At 70.0% G+C, this 20,769-nt stretch carries 17 protein-coding genes, 1 tRNA gene and 1 other RNA gene; 10 read left to right on the top strand and 9 right to left on the bottom strand.

Annotation, left to right across the window (positions count from 1 at the left end):
- Window positions 1–58: 58 nt before the first annotated feature.
- Complete coding sequence (gene arsB, locus ACZ6TU_RS30390; RefSeq protein WP_469552196.1) at window positions 59–1,168, bottom strand: ACR3 family arsenite efflux transporter; 1,110 nt, start codon at window positions 1,166–1,168, stop codon at window positions 59–61.
- A complete protein-coding gene (locus ACZ6TU_RS30395) occupies window positions 1,165–1,473 on the bottom strand; it encodes an ArsR/SmtB family transcription factor (protein WP_467677839.1) in 309 nt (102 codons plus the stop codon). Before ACZ6TU_RS30395 ends, arsB begins: the two co-directional genes overlap by 4 nt.
- A gap of 138 nt (window positions 1,474–1,611) precedes the next feature.
- Here ACZ6TU_RS30395 and ACZ6TU_RS30400 point away from each other — a divergent pair, with 138 nt between their 5' ends.
- Window positions 1,612–2,043, top strand: coding sequence for an arsenate reductase ArsC (locus ACZ6TU_RS30400; RefSeq protein WP_467677837.1), 432 nt, complete (start codon window positions 1,612–1,614; stop codon window positions 2,041–2,043).
- Between the two features lie 170 nt (window positions 2,044–2,213).
- Here ACZ6TU_RS30400 and ACZ6TU_RS30405 read toward each other — a convergent pair whose 3' ends face one another.
- The 3 genes from ACZ6TU_RS30405 to ACZ6TU_RS30415 all read right to left on the bottom strand — a co-directional run bounded on the left by ACZ6TU_RS30405 (window position 2,214) and on the right by ACZ6TU_RS30415 (window position 6,286).
- Window positions 2,214–4,649, bottom strand: coding sequence for a helicase-associated domain-containing protein (locus tag ACZ6TU_RS30405; RefSeq protein ID WP_469552249.1), 2,436 nt, complete (start codon window positions 4,647–4,649; stop codon window positions 2,214–2,216).
- A gap of 53 nt (window positions 4,650–4,702) precedes the next feature.
- Entirely contained in the window at window positions 4,703–4,984 is a 282-nt protein-coding gene (locus tag ACZ6TU_RS30410) for a hypothetical protein (RefSeq protein WP_469552198.1), read from the bottom strand.
- 330 nt (window positions 4,985–5,314) lie between these two features.
- Window positions 5,315–6,286 (bottom strand): GlxA family transcriptional regulator, encoded by a 972-nt coding sequence (locus ACZ6TU_RS30415; RefSeq protein WP_469552199.1) that lies wholly within the window; start codon window positions 6,284–6,286, stop codon window positions 5,315–5,317.
- Between the two features lie 98 nt (window positions 6,287–6,384).
- Between ACZ6TU_RS30415 and ACZ6TU_RS30420 the strand changes: the two genes are divergently transcribed.
- Together ACZ6TU_RS30420 and ACZ6TU_RS30425 are read left to right on the top strand one after the other, a co-directional pair.
- Complete coding sequence (locus ACZ6TU_RS30420) at window positions 6,385–7,236, top strand: dienelactone hydrolase family protein (RefSeq protein ID WP_469552202.1); 852 nt, start codon at window positions 6,385–6,387, stop codon at window positions 7,234–7,236.
- A gap of 566 nt (window positions 7,237–7,802) precedes the next feature.
- Window positions 7,803–8,528 carry a GNAT family N-acetyltransferase gene (locus ACZ6TU_RS30425; protein WP_469552204.1) on the top strand — a complete coding sequence of 242 codons (726 nt, stop codon included), beginning with the start codon at window positions 7,803–7,805 and terminating at the stop codon, window positions 8,526–8,528.
- Between the two features lie 300 nt (window positions 8,529–8,828).
- Here the strand turns inward: ACZ6TU_RS30425 and ACZ6TU_RS30430 are convergent, their stop codons facing one another.
- From ACZ6TU_RS30430 to ACZ6TU_RS30440, 3 genes are all read right to left on the bottom strand, one after another.
- Window positions 8,829–9,158: a hypothetical protein gene (locus ACZ6TU_RS30430; RefSeq protein ID WP_467677827.1), complete on the bottom strand. Its 330-nt coding sequence runs from the start codon at window positions 9,156–9,158 to the stop codon at window positions 8,829–8,831.
- Window positions 9,159–9,988: 830 nt separating this feature from the next.
- Window positions 9,989–10,459 carry an NUDIX hydrolase gene (locus tag ACZ6TU_RS30435; RefSeq protein WP_469552206.1) on the bottom strand — a complete coding sequence of 157 codons (471 nt, stop codon included), beginning with the start codon at window positions 10,457–10,459 and terminating at the stop codon, window positions 9,989–9,991.
- A complete protein-coding gene (locus tag ACZ6TU_RS30440) occupies window positions 10,459–11,202 on the bottom strand; it encodes an XRE family transcriptional regulator (RefSeq protein WP_469552208.1) in 744 nt (247 codons plus the stop codon). Before ACZ6TU_RS30440 ends, ACZ6TU_RS30435 begins: the two co-directional genes overlap by 1 nt.
- Window positions 11,203–11,387: 185 nt before the next feature.
- Between ACZ6TU_RS30440 and ACZ6TU_RS30445 the strand changes: the two genes are divergently transcribed.
- Both ACZ6TU_RS30445 and ACZ6TU_RS30450 read left to right on the top strand, forming a co-directional pair.
- A complete protein-coding gene (locus tag ACZ6TU_RS30445) occupies window positions 11,388–11,921 on the top strand; it encodes a hypothetical protein (RefSeq protein ID WP_469552210.1) in 534 nt (177 codons plus the stop codon).
- 81 nt (window positions 11,922–12,002) lie between these two features.
- Window positions 12,003–12,482, top strand: a complete 480-nt coding sequence (locus ACZ6TU_RS30450) for a DUF6415 family natural product biosynthesis protein (protein ID WP_469552212.1) — start codon at window positions 12,003–12,005, stop codon at window positions 12,480–12,482.
- A gap of 67 nt (window positions 12,483–12,549) precedes the next feature.
- Here ACZ6TU_RS30450 and ACZ6TU_RS30455 read toward each other — a convergent pair.
- Window positions 12,550–12,637: transfer RNA gene (locus ACZ6TU_RS30455), tRNA-Ser, on the bottom strand.
- Between the two features lie 72 nt (window positions 12,638–12,709).
- On the opposite strand from ACZ6TU_RS30455, the gene ffs reads away from it, so the two are divergent.
- The 5 genes from ffs (at window position 12,710) to ACZ6TU_RS30480 (ending at window position 20,755) form a co-directional block, all read left to right on the top strand.
- Window positions 12,710–12,808: signal recognition particle sRNA small type (ffs, locus tag ACZ6TU_RS30460), an RNA gene on the top strand.
- 54 nt (window positions 12,809–12,862) lie between these two features.
- Entirely contained in the window at window positions 12,863–15,355 is a 2,493-nt protein-coding gene (locus tag ACZ6TU_RS30465; protein ID WP_469552214.1) for a DNA polymerase III subunit gamma and tau, read from the top strand.
- 181 nt (window positions 15,356–15,536) lie between these two features.
- Window positions 15,537–16,787 (top strand): phosphoribosylamine--glycine ligase, encoded by a 1,251-nt coding sequence (purD, locus tag ACZ6TU_RS30470; protein ID WP_467677818.1) that lies wholly within the window; start codon window positions 15,537–15,539, stop codon window positions 16,785–16,787.
- Window positions 16,788–17,288: 501 nt separating this feature from the next.
- On the top strand, window positions 17,289–19,109 hold the full coding sequence (locus tag ACZ6TU_RS30475) for a hypothetical protein (RefSeq protein WP_469552251.1): 1,821 nt from the start codon (window positions 17,289–17,291) through the stop codon (window positions 19,107–19,109).
- A gap of 170 nt (window positions 19,110–19,279) precedes the next feature.
- Window positions 19,280–20,755 carry a N,N-dimethylformamidase beta subunit family domain-containing protein gene (locus ACZ6TU_RS30480; protein WP_467677816.1) on the top strand — a complete coding sequence of 492 codons (1,476 nt, stop codon included), beginning with the start codon at window positions 19,280–19,282 and terminating at the stop codon, window positions 20,753–20,755.
- Window positions 20,756–20,769 lie beyond the last annotated feature (14 nt).

The following is a 20,769-nucleotide window of genomic DNA, read 5'->3' on the forward strand; positions in this document are numbered from 1 at the left end:
GGGTCGGCACGGACGACGGCTCCGGACCGGGCGCCGCTGGTGCGGTCCAGCCGGCGCATTAGCTCTCCTGTGGCGCTGCCGTCGGTTTCCGACCGGCGGTGAACTTCCGCCGCCAGGCCAGCGATACGTAGACGAGCGCCACCAGGACCGGGACCTCGATCAGCGGCCCGACGACGCCCGACAGCGCCTGACCGGACGTCACGCCGAAGGTGGCGATCGCGACCGCGATGGCCAGCTCGAAGTTGTTGCCGGCCGCGGTGAAGGCGAGGGTCGCGGTGCGGTCGTAGGCGAGGCCGATGACCTTGCCGAGGGCGAACGTGCCGAACCACATCACGGCGAAGTACACCAGCAGCGGCAGCGCGATACGGGCGACATCCAGCGGCTGCGAGGTGATGGTCTTCCCCTGCAGGGCGAAGAGGATGACGATCGTGAAGAGGAGACCGTAGAGGGCCCACGGGCCGATCTTCGGAAGGAAACCGGACTCGTACGTCTCGCGGCCGAGCTTCCGCTCGCCGATGCGTCGGGTGAGGAAGCCGGCCAGCAGCGGGATGCCGAGGAAGATGACGACGTTCAGGGCGATCTTCCACATGGAGATGTCGAGGTGCTCGCCGTCGCCGAGGCCCAGCAGGCCGGGCAACAGGTCGAGGTAGAACCACCCCAGCACGCCGAACGCCAGCACCTGGAAGACCGAGTTCAGAGCCACGAGTACGGCGGCGGCTTCGCGGTCGCCGCAGGCGAGGTCGTTCCAGATGATGACCATGGCGATGCAGCGGGCGAGCCCGACGATGATCAGGCCGGTGCGGTACTCGGGCAGATCCGGCAGGAAGATCCAGGCCAGCGCGAACATGACCGCCGGACCGACGAGCCAGTTGATGACCAGCGACGAGACCATGAGCCTCTTGTCACCGGTGACGGCGTCGAGCTTGTCGTAGCGGACCTTGGCCAGCACCGGGTACATCATGATCAGCAGGCCGATGGCGATCGGCAGGGAGATGCCGCCGAGCTCGACCTTGGCGAGAGCGTCGTCGAGGCCGGGGATCACGCGGCCCAGGCCCAGGCCGACGGCCATGGCGAGCAGGATCCACACGGCGAGGAATCGGTCGAGCGTCGACAGCTTGGCGACGACCGAGGACTCCTCGGCGGTCGCGTGTGCTTCGGTGCGGGTCACGGGCAGGCCCTCTTGTTGTCGGCGGCGGTGCGTGCGGACTCGGCCAGGTCGGCGAACCGGCCGGCGAGCTGGGCGATGACGTCAGGGCGCAGCCTGTAGTACGTGTACCGGCCGCACGGCTCCGTCTCGACCACCCCGGCCTCGCGCAGCACTCTCAGATGGTTGGAGAGGTTGGTCTGCCGGGCACCGGTCTCCTCCACCAGGTGGGTGGTGCACAGCGTCTCCTGAGCGAGCAGGGTCACGATCCGGAGCCTGAGCGGGTCGGCCAGAACCCGGATCAGATCAGTGTCGACTGACGTCATCATGGGCTGATACTGTCACATCAGTGTGAGCTGATACCAGCCAGGGCTGATCTCCGGGACTCGTATCCCCACGCCGCGCGGGCGGACACGTGGTTCCGCAACCCGCACCACCTGCAAGAACCACTGACGAAGGAAGAGCCGATGTCCTCCAGCCCGCTCGCTTCCGTGCTGTTCGTCTGCGTCCACAACGCCGGGCGTTCCCAGATGGCTGCCGGATTCCTCGACCACCTCGCGGGCGACCGGATCGAGGTCCGCTCCGCCGGCTCCGTCCCGGGCGACCAGGTCAACCCCTCCGCCGTCGAGGCCATGAAGGAGGTCGGCATCGACATCGCCGGTGCCGAGCCGAAGATCCTCACCACCGAGGCCGTCCAGGCGTCCGACTACGTCATCACGATGGGCTGCGGCGACGCCTGCCCGATCTTCCCCGGCAAGACGTACCTCGACTGGGCCCTGGAGGACCCGGCGGGCAAGGGCGTCGAGGCCGTCCGCCCCATCCGCGACGAGATCAAGACCCGCATCGAGACCCTGATCGCCGAGATCGACGCCGGGCCCGGGCCTCATCGCAGCAACTGAGACCACGCACGCCGAAGGGCCCCACCGCAAGCGGTGGGGCCCTTCGACATCGTGCCCGGTGAGGCACTGGCGGAGGGCGGAGCGTTCTGACCTGCGGTGGAGTGAGTGACGGCGAGGGTTTCGGATGGCGCCGTACGAGGGTGAATGAGACCAGAACTGAGACCACGCGGCTACCCGGGCATGACGCCGTGAATGCGGGAGAGGGTGAAGACGCGTTCGTCGTTGCGCAGATGGCACCAGGCGTACACGTGGGGCGGGTCGAGATCGAGCTCGGTGAGCGTGCGTATGGTGCGGTTGCCCGAGGCGGCGACGTATTCGATGGTGATTGCCTGGCCTTCGTTGACGGCATGAGCCAGCTGCCGAACATCGGTGAGGGACAGCTGACTGGCGTACCCGGCGATGATTTCCTCGGTGTCGCTGTCGAAGGGGATGCCGTTGTACGGGTCGGGCTGCGGGGTGGCCGGTGGTGCGGTCCTCAGTCGAGTGGCCAGGGCACGCAGGTCGGCTGAGGCGGGAGCCTCCTCCGCACGGCCGTCGGTCTTCCGGCGGTGGGAGGCACCGCTGGACAGGCGCGGGGGCGGGACCGGGGCGACGGCACGGTGGCGCTGCGCCTTCTCGACGCGTACCGTCCCGTCGTCGGTCTCGGCGACTGGGGCGTAGCCCGCGGCCCGGAGCGCGGCGAGGGTGTTGTCGAGCGAGGTCCGGCTTACCAATACGGTCGGCGCCAGGTGCCGCAGGCCGAGTCGGGCGAGCTCCCGGTGGGCGGCCAGCTCGGCCAGGAGCGCGGGCTCTTCACCATGGAGCACACAGGCCGCGGGGGCGATGCGCACCCGGCCGTGACCGCGCGCGGTGTCGTGGATCAGGTACGCCAGTGGCTGGGGGAGAGGTTCGACGGCGACGGCGGTCAGGTCGGCTTCGACGGCGTCGGGAGTGCGGCCGGCGTCCAGGGCCCGGCGGACGCTGCCGGGACTGAACCGCCACACCGATGCCGTACCGCCGGTTTCGCGGTCGGCGACCGAATCCAGCAGCGTGGTGAGACGGGCGGACGGCGTGCCGGTGACGACGGCTGTGAGGTCGGCGCCAAAGCGTGCGGTTCTGGTGGCGGCGGGAAGCAGCCGCCGGCAGGCGGCGGCCGGTGCTTCGGCGTCATTGTCCAGCAGGGCGGTCCCGATGGGGGACAGAGCGCCCCGGGCGAGAACGCCGAGCAGTACCGCCTCGCGGATCACGGTGGTGAACGGCGTGGAGTCCTGAGGCAGCGGGTCGGCGAGCGGACGGTGCCAGGCGACGAGTGGGCCCAGGTCAGCGTGACTCTTCACGCCCTGCCCCGACGGAAGCCGGGCCGCGGCGGTGAGGAGACCCTCCCGGGCCTGCCGACAGCCGCCGCAGGGAGGTGTTCCGGCAAGCGCGGGCACGGCCTTGCCATCCTCGTCGCGGGCCTGGCCGGGGGTGAGTCGCAGTGTCCGCCACGCCTGGAGAAGCACCGCGAACTGTTCGGCCGGTTCCTGTTCCGCCCAGGCGTCGTAGCCTTCCGTCGCCGAGACCCTGTCGCCGTCCCGGGCCAACAGCCCGGCCGCGTAGGCCGTTTCGAGCACGATGCGTACCCCGATGTCGTCACAGCGTGCCGCCTTGCCGAGCCGGGAGAGTTCTCGTGCTCCGATCCCGCCGGTCTTCAACCGGGCCGGCGGTGAGGCGGCGCACACCGTGAGAACCGAGGCGGCATGGTCGCTGAACGCCATAGCCGCGGCCGTCGCCTCGCGGTCCACCTCGGCCGGGGTGACGGACAGAGTGGCCACGTCGGGAGGCGCGGGCTCGAACGGAGCACGCCAGCCGGGCCCGCGCAGTGCGAGCGCCACCTCGGCCGGCATGCGGGCCGTTCCGTACCCGCGACGGTCCTGAACCAGCAGTCCCCGCTCCAGCGCCCATCGCGAACCCGGCTCCGAGTCGATCCCCGGAGCCCCGACCATGATGAACTCCGACCGCTCCGGCGCGGTCCCCGCCCGGCGCTCGAGCAGCGTGCGGGTGGCCACCGGAGCCCGTGCCACGAGTTCGGCGAGCCGTTCCCGGTCGCTGTGGTGTTCCACCAGGTCCACCAGCCGCTGTCGCTTGGTGCCACCGGACTTGATCCCCAACGACACCAGCATGCGACGCAGTTCGTCGGAGGTGGTGTCCTTCAGCAGCTGACGCAGTGGCGCGTCCAGTCCCAACGGAGCGTCCCACGCCTGTCGCAACGGCGCCACCATGCGCAGCAGCCCCTCGTCGTCCAGCCAGACCAGCGCGTGATCGGCCAGCGCCTGAAGGGCCGCATCCAGGCCGCGAGCACGCTGCCCGTCCACCGCTCCCAGCAGTTCCGCCAAGGCATCGAGGGTGGTGGGCGTCAGCGCCGCGAGTGCCTCGGCCACCTGCAGCTGCGGGAGCGAGAGCCGGGGCAGGACCTGTGCCACTGCCCCGGGGCGCTGAAGGCGGTCCGCCAGTTCGCCGATCGACCTCGGTTCCGGAGGGGACACGGCATTGGTCCTCGTTGTGAGGACCCTCTCCAGCCGCGCTGTGTCAAGGCTGAGTAGCCAGGCGGCCAGTGTTGATCCACTGGGCTTACTGATGGGGAACACCTCGCCGTCGAAGAGCAGGATGGTTCCGCGAGGGGAACCGGTACGCACAGGATTCAAGGATGGCGGACGGACAACGCCGATGAGGTCACACGACCCGCCAGTATCACGCGCAGCGTGTGGTGGGTGCTCAGCGCAGCAGCGAACCGGACGGCCTCCAGCCTGGCGGCAGGGCGCAACCGGTCAGCGGTCTCGTACTTCACCTGAACCTGGAGCGCGCCGGTGCTGCGGTCCATCCGCAGCTGACATTCGTACGATCCGGTGACATCAGTGCCGGTGAGGACGCTGCCTCGGGTGCCCATGCGCAGCGCCGTCATCCGCAGCCCGAGTACCGCCACGTGCTGACCCTGCGCGTCCGCCACCACCAGATGCGCTGCGTGGTCGGCAGGTATCTCGTGAGCCGAGACCGCAGCCTCATCTCAGGGCCGGGATGCCCACGGGGGATGCCCAAGACTGAAGGCCCGTTCACCCTGAAGTCGGCGATGTGCTCGCCGGGCACCTCTACCGAGTCACCGAAGGCGATGGCACGCTCCCACGCGGGTCAGGGCCTTGCCCACGGCGACATTGCCCGCACGACGCCTGGGGTGTGGGTCGCCCTCCGCGCCGGTACCGCGAGCGCGGATGGACGCAAGGTCGCTGGCGAATCCCGCACCAGGGGATGGCCGCGATCAGTCGGCACCACGCCTGAAGGTCGCGCGGTAGTCCCTTGGGCGTTGTCCGGTGTGCTTGGCGAAGAGAGCGGCGAAGGTCCCGGGGTCCTTGTATCCGACCGTGGTGGAGATGCTGGCGACGGTTCGATCCGTGGTCTCAAGCAGGTGGCGGGCACGGCGGACGCGCGATGACTGTAGGTACTCGAGAGGACTCCGGCCGGTCTCGTCAGCGAAGCGCCGCAACAGCGTCCGAGTGCTGACCCTGAACGCGTCCGCCAACGCCGCGAGGTCGTATCGGGCGGCGAGGTCCTGGTCGAGTCGTCGCATGACCCTGCGGGAGAACTCGTTTCCGGGATGCGGAAGAAGTCGCGCGTCGACGTATGGAGTCTGGGAGGACCGCGCGTCGTCGACGAGCGCCACCCGCGCGGTTGCCCGTGCCACGTCAGCACCGCTGTGTTGGCGGATCAGTTCCAGCGCGAAGTCGTACATGGCACTGAAGGCCGCGGTCGTCGTCACCCCCTTGTCGGTGACGACCAGATGTTCGGGGCGGACGTCGGCTTCCGGACAGCGTTGAGCCAGTTCGTCGGCGAGAAGCCACGCCGTCGTAGCCCGGCGCCGGTTGAGAAGCCCTGCCTCGGCGAGCAGGAAGGCGCCGACACAGATCGAGACGACGGCGTTACCCGCAGCGGTGTGTGAGCGGATCGCCGCAATCTCAGGGGCGAGGGCCGTGAGTTTCGCGTCCACGTCGAGACCCGGCACCAGCTCGAATCCCGGCACGACAAGAACGTCGACCTCGCGGAGCGGAGCGACGGCCAACGCCACACCGCCCGATGCGGTGATGCGACGACGAGGTGAAACGACCGACACCTCGTAGCCCGAGCGGTCCGGACCGGCAACGTGCGTGGCCATCGTCAACAGGTCGGGCACGCCGAACACCTCGGACGCGAAGCAGCCCGGGTAGGCCAGAACGCCAACCCGCAGTGCGCTCATGGTCGCCTCCTGACCACCACGCCCTGTGGCGAGATCGCCCCTCTATGTGGCGATCCAGCCTATCGCCTTGTGCGGGTTCATCAGTCCACGCTGTCGCCATGACCGCTTCCAACGGACGTCTTGGCGACGCGATCACGGACTTCTCCCACCGGATGGTGGACGTGGCCGGGGTGGTGAAGACGGTGCATGTCGCCGGTTCTGGGCCGGCCGTCGTATTGATGCCGGAGATGCCTGGTATCAGCCCCGACGTCCTTCGGCTGGCGCGGTGGGTGCGGGATGCGGGTTTCACCGTGTACCTTCCCTCGCTCTTCGGGACCGACGGTGCCCATCCCACGGTCGAGGGTGGGCAGGAGGTGATTCGCCGGGCGTGTGTCAGTGCCGAGTTCCGTGCCTTTGCCGGGGGTGGTACCAGCCCTGTCGTGGCGTGGCTGCGTGGGCTGGCGCGCCAAGCCCACGCCGAGTGTGGCGGTCCCGGAGTCGGTGCGATCGGACTGTGCTTCACGGGCAACTTCGCACTCACCATGGCGATTGAGCCTGCCGTCATCGCGCCGGTGGTCAACCATCCATCACTGCCTTTGGACGATCCCGCCGGCCTGGAGATGAGCGAAGAGGACGCGCACGCGGTCCAGGAGCGCGTTGCACGCGACGGACTGAAGGTCCTCGCCTACCGCTTCGACAACGACCGTTGGTGCACCGGGCAGCGTTTCGCCGCGTACCGAGCCCTACTCGGCGACGCCTTCGACGGCCGCGTCCTTCCAGGCGGTTCTGCGAACACGAACCCGCCCCCGTTCTTCCGTGATGTGGTGGGGTCCCCCCACAGTGTGGTTACCGCCCACCTCGTGGACGAGGACGGACACCCCACACTGAAGGCCAGAGACGAGATCCTCGCCTTTCTGACCGAACGGCTGAGCCGGACCGGGCACTCGGAGGTCAATCGTCAAGGGCTGTAGGCCACGTGAGGCCATTGACGTCTCAAGCGGCACGCCACGGCTCATGTATTGGACCTCGCGCATGCGAGGCTCGGTAGCTCCAGAGACTGACTGGTATGGGCTGGGACCGTTCTTGCGCGTTCGGTGGTCAGGACGGGGATGCGCTGATCAGCTGGCGTGCGGTTCGCATGGAGAAACGGATCAGGCCCGCGGTCGCCGTCGACATGACGCGCACGCTGCCCAGGTCCGCGCCATCCGATCATGGCAACTGAGACCAAAACTGAGATCAAGCACGTCGAAGGGCCCCACCGCGAACGGTGGGGCCCTTCGACATCGTGCCCGGTGAGGCACTGGCGGAGGATACGAGATTCGAACTCGTGAGGGGTTGCCCCAACACGCTTTCCAACTGTGTTGGTGGGGTGGTGGGCTCTGTGCGAGGGCGTTCACCTGGGTTCATGGGCGGCTGGTCGGAGAGGTGGGGACGGCTCCGGGTCTCGCTTGAACGGCCGTGAACGGCGCTGAATGAGACGGAAACTGAGACGGGCGGGCACCACCTGACCAGGCTGTTCGAAAGCCGACTTGAGCCTTTGCCGCCTGCCATCACCGATCTCCCGCAGCCATCCGACTGGGGCGCTTCTGACGGCTTCCAGCGGCGTCGGAACCAGATCACGGCATGGGGCGTCTTCGTCCGCATGACCGATACACGGATCAGCATCCGCTCGGCCCATGAGGAAGAGGCCGCGGCCCTCGCTGCGCTGCATACCCGTACCCGCACGGCGTACTACACGACGGGCGGCGTGCCGGCGGAGGAGCTGGCGAGTGCGGAACGCATCAGCGTCTACTGGGAGCGCGCGGTAGCTGAAGGCCGGGCGCAGGTCGCTGCCACCCTCGAAGGCCGTGTGGTCGGTTTCCTCATGGCCGGACCGCCGAAGTTCGACGACCTCGATGCCGCATCGGTACGAGAGTTGCAACAGATTGGTGTCGAACCGAACGGCTGGGGCCGCGGCGTCGGCAGCATGCTGCACGAGGCGTTCGTGCGGCAGTTGCAGGCGGACGGGCTCACCGAAGGAGTGCTGGAGTGCTGGGAGGCCAACGCGCGGGCGCAGGCGTTCTACGCCCGGCACGGCTGGCGTCCGGACGGCTCCCGCCGCACTGGGCCCCTGGGCCATGACTACATCCGGCTGCGGGTGACAGTCCCCCCTTTGACCAACCCGGGGCGGAGAGCCCTGGCTGTCCAAACAACAGAGGCCTCGGATTTCTCCGAGGACCTGTTCCTTGTGCACCGGGCGGAGAGCAAACCTGCGACCTTCTGATCCGTAGCTCTATGTGGATCGGTCGCTGATGGTCATACCGTTCGCGGAACGGCCGTGTGAGTGCCCTACCGGGCAGGGCCGGATGCTGGGGTTGCTGTACTTCGCTGCTGTACAGCACCAGTTTGGAAGATCGCGTACGCGCTCACCTCCTGACTAGCCGCGTCGCTGACCTGTGCGTATCCAGCGGCCGGACCGCCGTTCCCCGCTGCTCCCCGCCTGCCACCACTCAACCGGGCACGCGAAGGGCACGTTTGCGCTCGGCACCGGCTGGTCGTCAGGGCCGCCGACACTGCCTCAAGTTCAGTGCGGTTGTGAGTGCGGCACGCAGACCGACTGAGCATCAGTGACGTAACAACACGAGTGCCTCAGCTCGGGCCCGCCGGATTCTTCGACCCACCGAGTGCCGTCCCACATGTTCGACGTGAAGGTGACGGTCATCTTCCCGGCAGGCGCGATGCCTTGCTCCTCTCCCATGCCGCGTTCCTGGAGGAACTTGACGGGATCTGCCAGCAGCATCGGCACCTCCTCGGGGGAGACGTCGTAGTGGAAAAGAGGGGGATCCTGTTCCATCCCTGCGACGCCAGGGCCCGCGAGCTTGACTACGTTGGCGCCGGGATACATGTCGGACATCGGATTCCTCCTGTGTTCGGATGCCGGGGGCACTCATGGGCCATTCCGTTACGCGACCAACACTTTATGATTAGTTGTGCCCGCTTATGAACGATTGCACATGGTGTGTTCGTAAGTGTCATTTAAGGCGCCTTGGGCAGAGATGGGCGTAAGTTTGGTCGAGCATTGGTGCGAATACAGCGAGAGGTGCCGACGCTAGCCACAACGCGCCCCCAGCTCCCATCCCGTCTGCCGTCGACCCACACACCGTGGAGCGGGCGTGGTTCCTGGCGTCCAGGTGGAGCGCGTCACTGTACGAACGACCTGGACGCCAGGGGCCGCGTCTGCTCGGCTCTGCCTGGGTCGATGGCAGGCGGGATGGGAGCTACCCGCGCACGCCACTACTCCGGCCGGCACTCGCGGACGGCGCCCCCGCCATCCTGGAGCCTGAGCGCCCCCGCCGGAGGCACGTCTTTGACCCGCGGGTGATTTCCTCGCTTCTGCCCGCTGCACGTAGTGCGCCGCAGAGGCGGCGCGCGCCCGCGCCGTGCGCGGGCCTTGAAACCAGTAGAGAAAGTCGTAACTCAGTCTGTAGCGCGGGGCTGTCCGGTCCCGGGAGATGCTTGACATTTCGGTCTCAGCTGATGGTTGACAGTGGCCGTGACCGGCTTTTCTCTGCACGTTGTGGCGGCGTGTGGCAGGAGGCCGGGATTGGCGCTGGTGGAATTGTCGGTTGTCGAGCAGATATACCGGGCTGTCCTGGCGGTTCTGGAGTTGTGGCGGCTTCCGCGGTGAGGTGCGTCTGCAGTCCGGCATTTCGAACGGACTGGAGACGGTGTACGGGCCTCGTCCTACCCCAAGTAGGGCGCCGGACGGTTTTCCAGGAAGTGGCGAAGCCTCAGGCGCTGGGTGTGGTGCATGGGGAGTGCGTCCAGTTCCGAGGGGTCGACGAACCGCGCCTCTGTGGACTCGTCGGAGATGGTCAGCTCGCCTCCGACGGTGCGGGCCCGGAAACAGATGTTGAACTGGCGGCGTACCTCGCCGTCGCTGTAGGCGATCACGTGCCGGGGGTCCGTGTAGGTTCCGACTAGTCCCGTGATCTCGATGTCGTAGCCCGTTTCCTCCTTGACCTCACGGATTGCGCAGCCGGGGAGGGAGTCGCTCATGTCCATGCCGCCGCCGGGCAGGGCCCACAGGTCGTTGTCCCTGCGGCGTTGGAGCAGGATGCGGCCCTGGTCGTCGGTGACAACCGCCGAGGCTGCCACGACGAGGCTGTTCGGTTCCGGGGCCTCGGGGTCGTCGTAGTACTCGGTGCGGGCCACTAGGTCCCCTCCACTGGCCGGGCGGTCTCCCACACGGCGTCGAAGCTGGCGGCATACGTGTCGAACATGCCGCCGTCGTCACTTCTGCGCAGATGCCACACCGGGGCGGCGTAGGCGTTCACGCCGAACAGGTGGGCGTTGACGAGCACCTGATCATCCGCACGGTAAAGGCTGTTGTAGAGGGTCGTCCCGTGCGTGCGTACCTCGACACCGGCTACCCCGATCAACGGCTGACAGTGCATGACCGCCAGTCGGCATCGCGATTCGATGCCGTGGCCGAACTTCTCTTCTCTGCCTCGCTGTTGGACGTTCGAGGAGTTTGCGTCTCCTAATGCGATGCGCATGGTGCAGCCGGCTTCTGCCCGCTCCCGCAGCAGTTCGTTGAGTCGGGGGTACGCCTCGTGCAGGAACACCGCCGCGTACACCAGGACGTCAATGCGCTCACGTGCCGGGGCGAGAAGATCGATGAATGCGGACACCGGCACGTCCGCCCGGTGTCCGTACAAGGCGACCAGTTCAGGGCTCACCGCCCGCGCTGCCTTCGCCTGCCGCAGCGCCGGCCACAGGGCATAGACGTCCTCCCTCAGGGCTTCTGCGGCCTTGTGGGCGGTGCGGCGCCGGGGTACGCGTCCCAGATTCACCCACCGCTCCACGGACTTGGGGTCCACCTCTGCCTTCGCTGCCAGGGACTCGCAGGTCCAGCCCCCGGCCGCCATGACGGCCCGCAGCCTCTCATTCGGCATCTCGAGATCCCCCGCGGTACGTCGGGACGCTTCCAAGGACGTTCTACCGCCTGAGGGACGTCCCGAAGTGGCTTTGGGAGAGGTTCCTCCGTCCCGGGCATCCGCACGACGATCGCGAGACGAAATCCTCGGTGGTCGCTGACGCGGTTCCGGGGAATGGCCACCTTCTGAGAGCGCAGATCGACATGGCAGAGACTTTGGCCCCGGCGGCGATCCTGACATCCCTGTCCAGCCCGTCGCCCCGCGGAAGCGTCGAGGGCTGGCTGGCCTCCGCCCACCCGTCGCCGGATACGGCACGCAGCGAGTGGGGCAGCGCCGCGAGGCTCGCGCTGATCCCGCTGGGGAGCCTCTTTGAGGCGGTCCGTCTTCCTGAGCAGATCGTGCACCGTGCTGCTGGAAGCGACGAGTCGTCTGTCCTGAGTGAACGGCTCGCTCAGTACCTCGGTGGTGGCCCGGTCATCCACGACCCGGGATTCCGGCGCTACTACGCCCTCGTGCCGCCCGGTACCGCACAGGCGTGGCTCGCGCCGGTCGCGGAGTGCCTGGGGGAGGGCACTTACCTGGGCGTGCCGCGTGCCGACCGCACTGAGCGGGACGAGCGGACGCAAGCCTCGTACTGGATGGTGCCCATGGTCCGTCCCGGTCGCCTGTGCAGGTCCGGCGATGTGCTGGCGCTGGTGATGCAGGGCGACTCGGCGATCGACGAGGACGAGTCGTGACCGCGCCCGCGACCGAGGCTCTGCCGTTGGACCTCGACGTGATGCGCGCCTGCGCGGCGCGTGCTGGCGGAGGATGCCGAGGTGCTCTGCCTCGAGGAGTCGGGGACGCTCACGCTCCAGTTACGCGGACACCTGATGCTCGTCATCACCGAGATCGAGACGGAAGAGCCAGTCCTGTCCGAGGACGACGTGCCGGGGGTCCGTGCCTTCTTCTGCATCGGGGAGGGGCGCTTGCGGCTGCGTGCGGAACCCGGCCACACTCCTTCCGCCCGGATCGCCCACGCGCAAGTCCTCGCCCGCTCCGTCATCGCCCTGTGCGATCACTACGAGAACGGGGACCATCAGTGCCCGAGCGGTCCCGAACGGGCCGCGTACCTGCGCATGCTGCTGCACTGCCCCGGGTGCCCGGCCTGCCGGACTGTGAACGATGACGGTGAGGCCATCGGCACCTGCGAGACCGCCGACCGGCTGTACGCGGAGTACCGGCAGGCACGGCGTGGGCCCGTTCCCGCGTCGGAAACGGCCACCGGGGGCCGGGGGCCTGACCGAGACGGAATGTGAGACGGAGCACGACGAAGGGCCCCACCGCAAGCGGTGGGGCCCTTCGACATCGTGCCCGGTGAGGCACTGGCGGAGGATACGAGATTCGAACTCGTGAGGGGTTGCCCCCAACACGCTTTCCAAGCGTGCGCCCTAGGCCTCTAGGCGAATCCTCCGCCAGGAACATTACATGACCGAGGGGAGTGCTCGCGAACTCGTTCCCTGCCCCCGACATCAGGTAACCTTGGCGCAGCCCCTCACGCGGCGCTATCTGACTGAACTCCCCCAGGGCCGGAAGGCAGCAAGGGTAGGTTGGCTCTGGCGGGTGCGTGGGGGGCGTTTGCGTTCCGGGGTTCCTGTGGCGGGGTCCGTTGTCAGTAGGCGCCTATAACCTCGTATGCGTGTCGTCTCTCGCTCTGTACCGCCGCTATCGCCCGGAGACCTTCGCCGAGGTCATCGGGCAGCAGCATGTCACCGACCCGTTGCAGCAGGCGCTGCGGAACAACCGGGTCAACCACGCGTACCTGTTCAGCGGGCCGCGCGGCTGCGGCAAGACGACCAGTGCGCGAATCCTGGCGCGGTGTCTGAACTGCGAGCAGGGCCCTACGCCCACGCCGTGCGGTGAGTGCCAGTCGTGTCAGGACCTCGCGCGCAACGGACCCGGTTCCATCGACGTCATCGAGATCGACGCGGCTTCGCACGGCGGCGTGGACGACGCCCGTGACCTGCGGGAAAAGGCCTTCTTCGGGCCTGCGCGCAGTCGGTACAAGATCTACATCATCGACGAGGCCCACATGGTCACGTCGGCCGGCTTCAACGCGCTGCTGAAGGTCGTCGAGGAGCCGCCGGAGCATCTCAAGTTCATCTTCGCGACCACCGAGCCCGAGAAGGTCATCGGGACCATCCGGTCGCGGACCCATCACTATCCGTTCCGGCTCGTCCCGCCCGGGACCTTGCGGGAGTACCTCGCCGAGGTGTGCCAGAAGGAGGCCATCCCGGTCGAGGACGGTGTCCTCCCGCTCGTCGTGCGCGCCGGTGGCGGGTCCGTGCGTGACTCCATGTCCGTCATGGACCAGCTTCTGGCCGGCGCCGCTGCGGACGGTGTGACGTATGCCATGGCAACGGCCCTGCTCGGGTACACCGACGGCTCCCTCCTCGACTCCGTCGTCGAGGCCTTCGCGACCGGTGACGGGGCCGCGGCCTTCGAGGTCGTCGACCGTGTGATCGAGGGCGGGAACGATCCTCGTCGGTTCGTCACCGACCTGCTGGAGCGGCTGCGTGACCTGGTGATCCTCGCCGCCGTGCCGGATGCGGCCGAGAAGGGGCTCATCGACGCCCCCGCCGACGTCATCGAGCGCATGCAGGCCCAGGCCGGCACCTTCGGCGCCGCCGAGCTGAGCCGGGCCGCCGACCTCGTCAACGAGGGACTGACGGAGATGCGCGGCGCCAACTCGCCCCGTCTCCAGCTGGAGCTGATCTGCGCCCGCGTCCTGCTCCCCGCCGCCTACGGCGACGAGCGGTCCGTCATGGCCCGCCTGGACCGGATCGAGCGCGACGTGAACTTCTCCTCCCAGGGCCCCGCCGGCATGCCCGCCATGGGGTACGCGCCAGGGCCTGAGGGACATGGGGCGGCGGCGGCCGGTCCGGTGGCCGCTCCCGTGCCGCCGGGCGGCGGCCCGGCCGCAGCCCGGGCGGCGGTCCGTGGCTCCGGAGCGCCGGACGGTGGGGGCTCCGGGAGCCCAGGGAGCCCCAAGGGCCCGGTTGGTGGCGGTCATGCGGCGGCGGGCGGGCATGCACATGCCCCCGCTGCGGCGGGGCAGGGCGCGCAGCAGCCGGCGGTATCGGGTACGCCCGCGGCAGGTGCTCCTGGTGCCCCCGGCACTCCCTCCGACACGGCGCCCACCTCCGGTCCCGCCGACGGCGGGCACGCCCAGGCTGCGCAGGCCCAGCCGCCCCGGACACCGTCCGCTCAGGCTCCCGCTCCCTCCGACGCTCCCGCGGCCGCCTCCGCTCCGGCCCCCGGTGCCTGGCCCACCGCGGCCTCCGCCGGCAGCGGCCGTCGCCCCGGCGGCTGGCCCACGGCCGCCTCGGGCGCACCCGCACCCGCGTCGAACCCCCCGGCAGCGAGCACCCCCGCTCCGAGCGCCCCCGCACCCAGCACCCCACCGGCGCCCTCGGCCCCGGCACCGGCCGCCTCCACCCCTGCCCCCGCACCGGGCGGTCTCGACCCCCGCATGCTCTGGCCGAACATCCTGGAGGCGGTCAAGAACCGCCGCCGCTTCACCTGGATCCTGCTCAGCCAGAACGCCCAAGTGGCCGGCTTCGACGGCACCACCCTGCAGCTCGGCTTCGTCAACGCCGGCGCGCGCGACAACTTCCTGAGCAGCGGCAGTGAGGACGTGCTGCGGCAGGCGCTGGGTGATCAGTTCAACGTCCAGTGGAAGATCGAGGCGATCGTCGACCCCTCCGGCGGCTCCGCGCCGCAGGCCCCGGGCGGCCCTTCCGGGTTCGGAGGCGGCCAGGGCGGTCACGGCGGCGGCACCGGTGGCTACGGCGGCGGTGGCGGCTACAACGCCGGCGGTGGAGGCGGCGGATACAACACCGGCACCGGCGGCGGTACGGCGACCGCCCAGCGCCCTGCCACGTCCCAGGCGGCGACCCCGTCCGCCCCCACCCAGCAGTCGAGCACACCCACCCGCAGCTCCACCCCGGCCCCCGCACCCAACGCCCCCGTCCCCCAGCCCTCCGCCCCGGAGCCCCGGTCCGTCTCCGTCGAGGACGACATCCCCGAGGACGACGACCCCGACCTCGACGAGTCGGCCCTCTCCGGCCAGGAGCTGATCGTCCGGGAGCTGGGGGCGACGGTGGTGGAGGAGTTCTCGAACGAGCCCTGAGCGGCCGGACCAGCCCGAGGCGGCCGGCCCTGGGCGACCGGACAAGCCCTGCCCAGCGAACGAGCCCCCGGACGCCCAGACTGCGGAGCCCCCGATTTGGAGGAATCTCCAGCCCGAGATCCCCACCCCCTTCGGAAGCCCGCACAAAGGGAACCCGCCGCCTCCCGTTAGGCTGACCCCCGTGAAGGTCCTCGTCATCGGCAGTGGCGCCCGCGAACACGCCCTGTGCCACTCCCTGTCCCACGACCCCGACGTCACCGCGCTGCACTGCGCCCCCGGCAACGCCGGCATCGCCGAGGTGGCCGAGCTGCACCAGGTCGACGCCCTGGACGGCACGGCCGTCACCGCGCTGGCCACACAGCTCGGCGCGGAGCTCGTGGTCGTCGGCCCGGAGGCGCCGCTGGTCGCCGGTGTCGCCGACGCCGTCCGCGAGGCCGGGATCCCGGTCTTCGGCCCGTCCGGCCAGGCCGCCCAGCTCGAGGGCTCCAAGGCCTTCGCGAAGGACGTCATGGCGGTGGCCGAGGTGCCCACGGCACGGTCGTACGTCTGCACGACCCCCGAGGAGGTCGACGCGGCCCTCGACGCCTTCGGCGCCCCGTACGTCGTCAAGGACGACGGGCTCGCCGCCGGCAAGGGCGTCGTCGTCACCGACGACCTGGAGGCGGCCAAGGCCCATGCCGTCGCCTGCGAGCGCGTGGTCATCGAGGAGTACCTCGACGGCCCCGAGGTCTCGCTGTTCGCCGTCACCGACGGTGAGACGGTCGTGCCGCTCCAGCCCGCCCAGGACTTCAAGCGCGCGCTGGACGGTGACGAGGGCCCGAACACCGGCGGCATGGGGGCGTACTCCCCGCTGCCGTGGGCCGACCCGAAGCTGGTCGACGAGGTGGTGCAGACCGTCCTCCAGCCGACTGTGGACGAGATGAAGCGCCGCGGCACGCCGTTCTCCGGGCTGCTCTACGCCGGACTCGCGATCACCTCCCGCGGCGTGCGCGTGATCGAGTTCAACGCCCGCTTCGGCGACCCCGAGACCCAGGTCGTCCTGGCCCGGCTGAAGACGCCGCTGGCCGGTCTCCTGATGGCCGCGGCCACGGGCAACCTCGCCCACCTGGAGCCGCTGCGCTGGAGCGACGACGCGGCCGTGACCGTGGTCGTCGCCTCGCACAACTATCCCGGCACCCCGCGCACCGGCGACCCGATCACCGGTCTCGACGAGGTCGCCGCCCAGGACGCCCCGCACGCGTACGTGCTGCACGCCGGCACCAAGCGCGACGGTGACGCGATCGTCAGCGCGGGCGGCCGCGTCCTGTCCGTCACGGCCACCGGCAAGGACCTCACGGAGGCCCGCGACCGCGCCTACACGGCCGTCGGCCGTATCCGGCTCGAGGGTTCCCAGCACCGCACGGACATCGCCGCGAAGGCGGCCGGTGCGTAACCGACAACCACCGGCACCGACAACCACCGGCCCCCGGCTCACCGGCACCGGGAACCACCGGCCCCCGGCTCACCGGCCCCCGAAGCCACCGGCCCCCGAAGCCACAGGCCCCCGGCTCACCGGCCCCGGTGAGCCCGCCCGCCACCTGGCGTCACCGCCACTCGTCAACCCCGCCACCCGGCTTCACACCAACGCGGGAAACCACCCCGCTCGATGAACCCCACAGGCCCCGGATCCGTCTCAGGATCCGGGGCCTGAAGTTTTCGGTATGCGGGGCCTGATCCTCGCTGTCCGTCATCCACCTCTCCCCAAAGCCATTCCATCGAGTGACCGATGCCTTATCCGGCTGACGGGGGGCGGGGCCCCAACTAGGGTGCGGCGCAAGCGTTCCGGCACTTGGCCCACGCGGCATTGCGATGTCAGTGGGCGGTGCAACAGTGGGGGAGTGAGCAAGGAAAGCGTCAGGTCAACGGGGAGGGGGTGAGGTCGGTCGTGACCGGAATGGGTGTGGAGGCAGGCGCGCAGGCCGCGCGGGCACGAGCCCTGTTGGTGCTGCGCATCCGCAGTCGCGCGCTGGCCGTCGCCCTGCTGCCCGCCGCCGTCGCCGTGGTCCTGCTCGCGGGCGCCGCCACCGGCCGTCTCGTCGGCCCCGGCTGGGATGCCGTCCGCTGGATCCTGACGCCGGTCGCGGTCCTCGTGCTGCTCGCCGCCGCGGGTATCGCCCTCGTCATCGCCCGGGCCCGCCCCGCCATGAGCCCGACCATCCCCATCACGGAGGAGGCGGCCCCCGACCTCTACCGGATGGTGCGCGACCTCGCCGACCGCCTCGATGTCCCCGCGCCCTCCGCGATAGCGCTCACGCCGGACTGCGACAGCTGGCTGGAGGACCGCACTCACCGGGCCCACGGGCCGCCCCCCGCCGAGGAGCACGACGACATAGCGGGCAGCGGGAGACACACCCAGCGCCGTCACCCGGTCGCGCCGGTCCTCGTCATCGGCTCGCCCTTCCTGTGGTGGATGCGGGTCGCCGAGCTGCGCGCGGTCCTCGCCCCGGTCGTCGCCGGTACGGGCCCCTCGGCCCACCCGGACATAGCCGCCGCCCGGCGCTTCGTCCGGGGTCTGGACGCCGCGGTGGCCGTGGCCTCGGCGTCGCACCGCGGGCCGGTGCCGCGGGCCGTGCTCGCCGGTGTCGGCTGGGTGGCCCGGCTTCTGCTGCGCAGCTGCCGGGTACACGCCGCCGAGATGGAGCGGGGGGTGGCGGCCGCGGCCGCGGAGTGTTCACAGGCTGTGGATTACGGGCTGCGGATCGTCGCCCAGGAGCAGGTGGGCCTGGCGTACGCGGGCTGGGACCGGCTGCTGACCCGGGTCGCTCTGCCCGCCTGGCGGATGGGCCGCTGGCCGTCCCGGCTCGACGCCGGTGTGGTGGCGGCGCTCACGGAGCTGTCCCGGCGTGACCGCCTGGCCGAGGGCTTCGCCTCCCGTCTCGGTGAGAGACCCGCCTGCGATCTGCTGGAGGAGCCGGGCGCGGTCGACGAGGCAGCCTCCCTCCTCGCCGCGCGCCTCTTCCACGGCGGCCCCGCGGGGCCCGGGCCCGACTGGTCGCCGGTGGGCTGGAGTGAGTATCCGGAGGAGGTCGTGGACCGCAAGTGGCGCATCGACGCGGCCCGCCTCCACCGCGTCCTGGACACCATGGGCGTCCGCCCGGCCCCGGGAAACACGGCCCCGAACACCGGTGGCCCGACCCTGTCCCGTGTCCTCGACCATCTGACGGACCGGGCCGGAGAGCTCCCCTTCGCCACCCGAAGCCCCGGACCACCCCCCGACGACGAAGAGGACCTCTCCGGCGCCACCCCCCGCAGCGCCACCCTCGCCGCCCGGCTCAGCGCCGAACTGTCCCGCGAGGAGGCCACCGCGAAGCCAAGACCGTCGGCCACCGGCCCCTCCACCGGCCCCTCCACCGGCCCCTCCACCGGCCCCTCCACCGTGGGATCTCCCCCCACCAGCTCCCCGGCCATCCCTGACCCCGCCGCCCTCTGGGACGACCGGGCCCTCCCCCTCTTCCCCCTCCAGCCCCCGCGCACGGCCCGTGAACTGCTCGCCGACCACCTCACGGCGATGATCTGCTGCGCCGCGATGGACACCGCGGGCGCGACGCCGGGCCTGGACTGGCTGGACGGCCCGACCCTCCTCCACAACGGCGAACGCACCGCCGACCTGGCGCCCAAGGTCCTCACACTGATCGAGGACGGCGACTCCACGCCCCTGCGGGCCTGGCTGGCCGAGCTGGGGATACGCCCCGAGAAGCCGGTCCGGCTCGTCTGACCGCCGGAGCACCTGCTTCCGCTTCTGGCCAATTCGAAACGAACAGTAACGAAGTGCGCGCTTTATGTGATGTGCTTGAACCCTTCGCGTGCATGGCAAGGGCTTGCGACATACGACAATCACATAACCAGTGCGCACCACCACGGGGGCGAAGGGGAGGGGAAGCAACCATGGGTTCGGAGCAGATCCGCCGCTGGGAGTCGGGAGCGCTGGCGCACGCCGTGACGGATCCCTTCGGGCAGGGCCCCGTTCCGTGGCTGCGCGGGAACGTGACGTACGTCGACGAGAGTGGTCAGGTCGTCCCCTGGTACGTGGACCAGGATCCGGCCCACGCCCCGAAGAAGGGCAGCCGCTCCGGCGGCCCCCGCGCGGCAGACGACGTCCACCGCCAGATCAAGGGCTTCACCTCCACCGGCGCGGTCGCGCCAGGCGAGGCCATCGACTTCCACATCACCGTCGACCCGCCGCAGGAGTTCGGCGTCGACATCTACCGCATCGGCCATTACGGCGGTGACGGCGCCGCGAAGATCACCACCAGCCCGCGCCTGTCCGGCATCGTGCAGCCCTCGCCGCTCACGGCGGACCGTACGGTCTCCTGCCACCACTGGTGGCTTTCCTGGCGGCTCCAGATCCCGTCGTACTGGAACATCGGCGCGTACGTCGCCGTCCTCACCACCGCCGACGGCTACCGCTCCCATGTCCCCTTCACAGTCCGCCACGACCAGCCCGCCGACCTGCTCCTCGTCCTGCCCGACATCACCTGGCAGGCGTACAACCTCTACCCGGAGGACGGCCGCACCGGCGCCAGCCTCTACCACGCCTGGGACGAGAAGGGCCGTTTACTGGGTGAGGCCGAGGCGGCCACCACGGTCTCCTTCGACCGCCCGTACGCGGGCGCGGGCCTCCCCCTGCACGTCGGCCATGCCTGCGACTTCATCCGCTGGGCCGAGCGCTACGGCTACGACGTCGCCTACGCCACCGCCGGCGACCTGCACGCGGGCCGCGTCGACCCCACCCGCTACCGCGGCCTGGTCTTCCCGGGCCACGACGAGTACTGGTCGGCCCCGATGCGCGGAGCCGTGGAGCTCGCCCGGGACGCCGGCACCTCGCTCGTCTTCCTCTCCGCCAACTCCATGTACTGGCAGGTGGAACTGGGCCCCTCCCCGTCCGGCGTCCCCGACCGCCTGCTGACCTGCCGCAAGCGCAGGGGACCCGGCAAGCCGGTGCTGTGGCGGGAGATCGACCGGGCGGAGCAGCAGCTCATCGGCATCCAGTACGCCGGGCCCGTCCCCGTGCCGCATCCGCTGATCGTGCGCAACGCCGGCCACTGGCTGTGGGAGGCGACCGGGGCGCACGAGGGGGACGAGATCGAGGGTCTGGTGGCGGGCGAGGCCGACCGCTACTTCCCGCGCACCCCGCTGCCCGAGCACGAGGAGCGCGTGCTGCTCGCCCACTCGCCGTACACCGACAAGGAGGGGGTCAAGCGCCACCAGGAGACGTCGCTCTACCGCGCGCCCTCCGGCGCCTGGGTGTTCGCAGCGGGAACCTTCGCCTGGTCACCGGCCCTGGACCGTCCTGGCCACGTGGACGCCCGCATCCAGCGGGCCACCGCAAACCTCCTGGACCGCATCTGCAAACGCGACTGACCCCCTGTCCGTGA

This window comes from Streptomyces sp. NPDC052064, assembly GCF_055585925.1.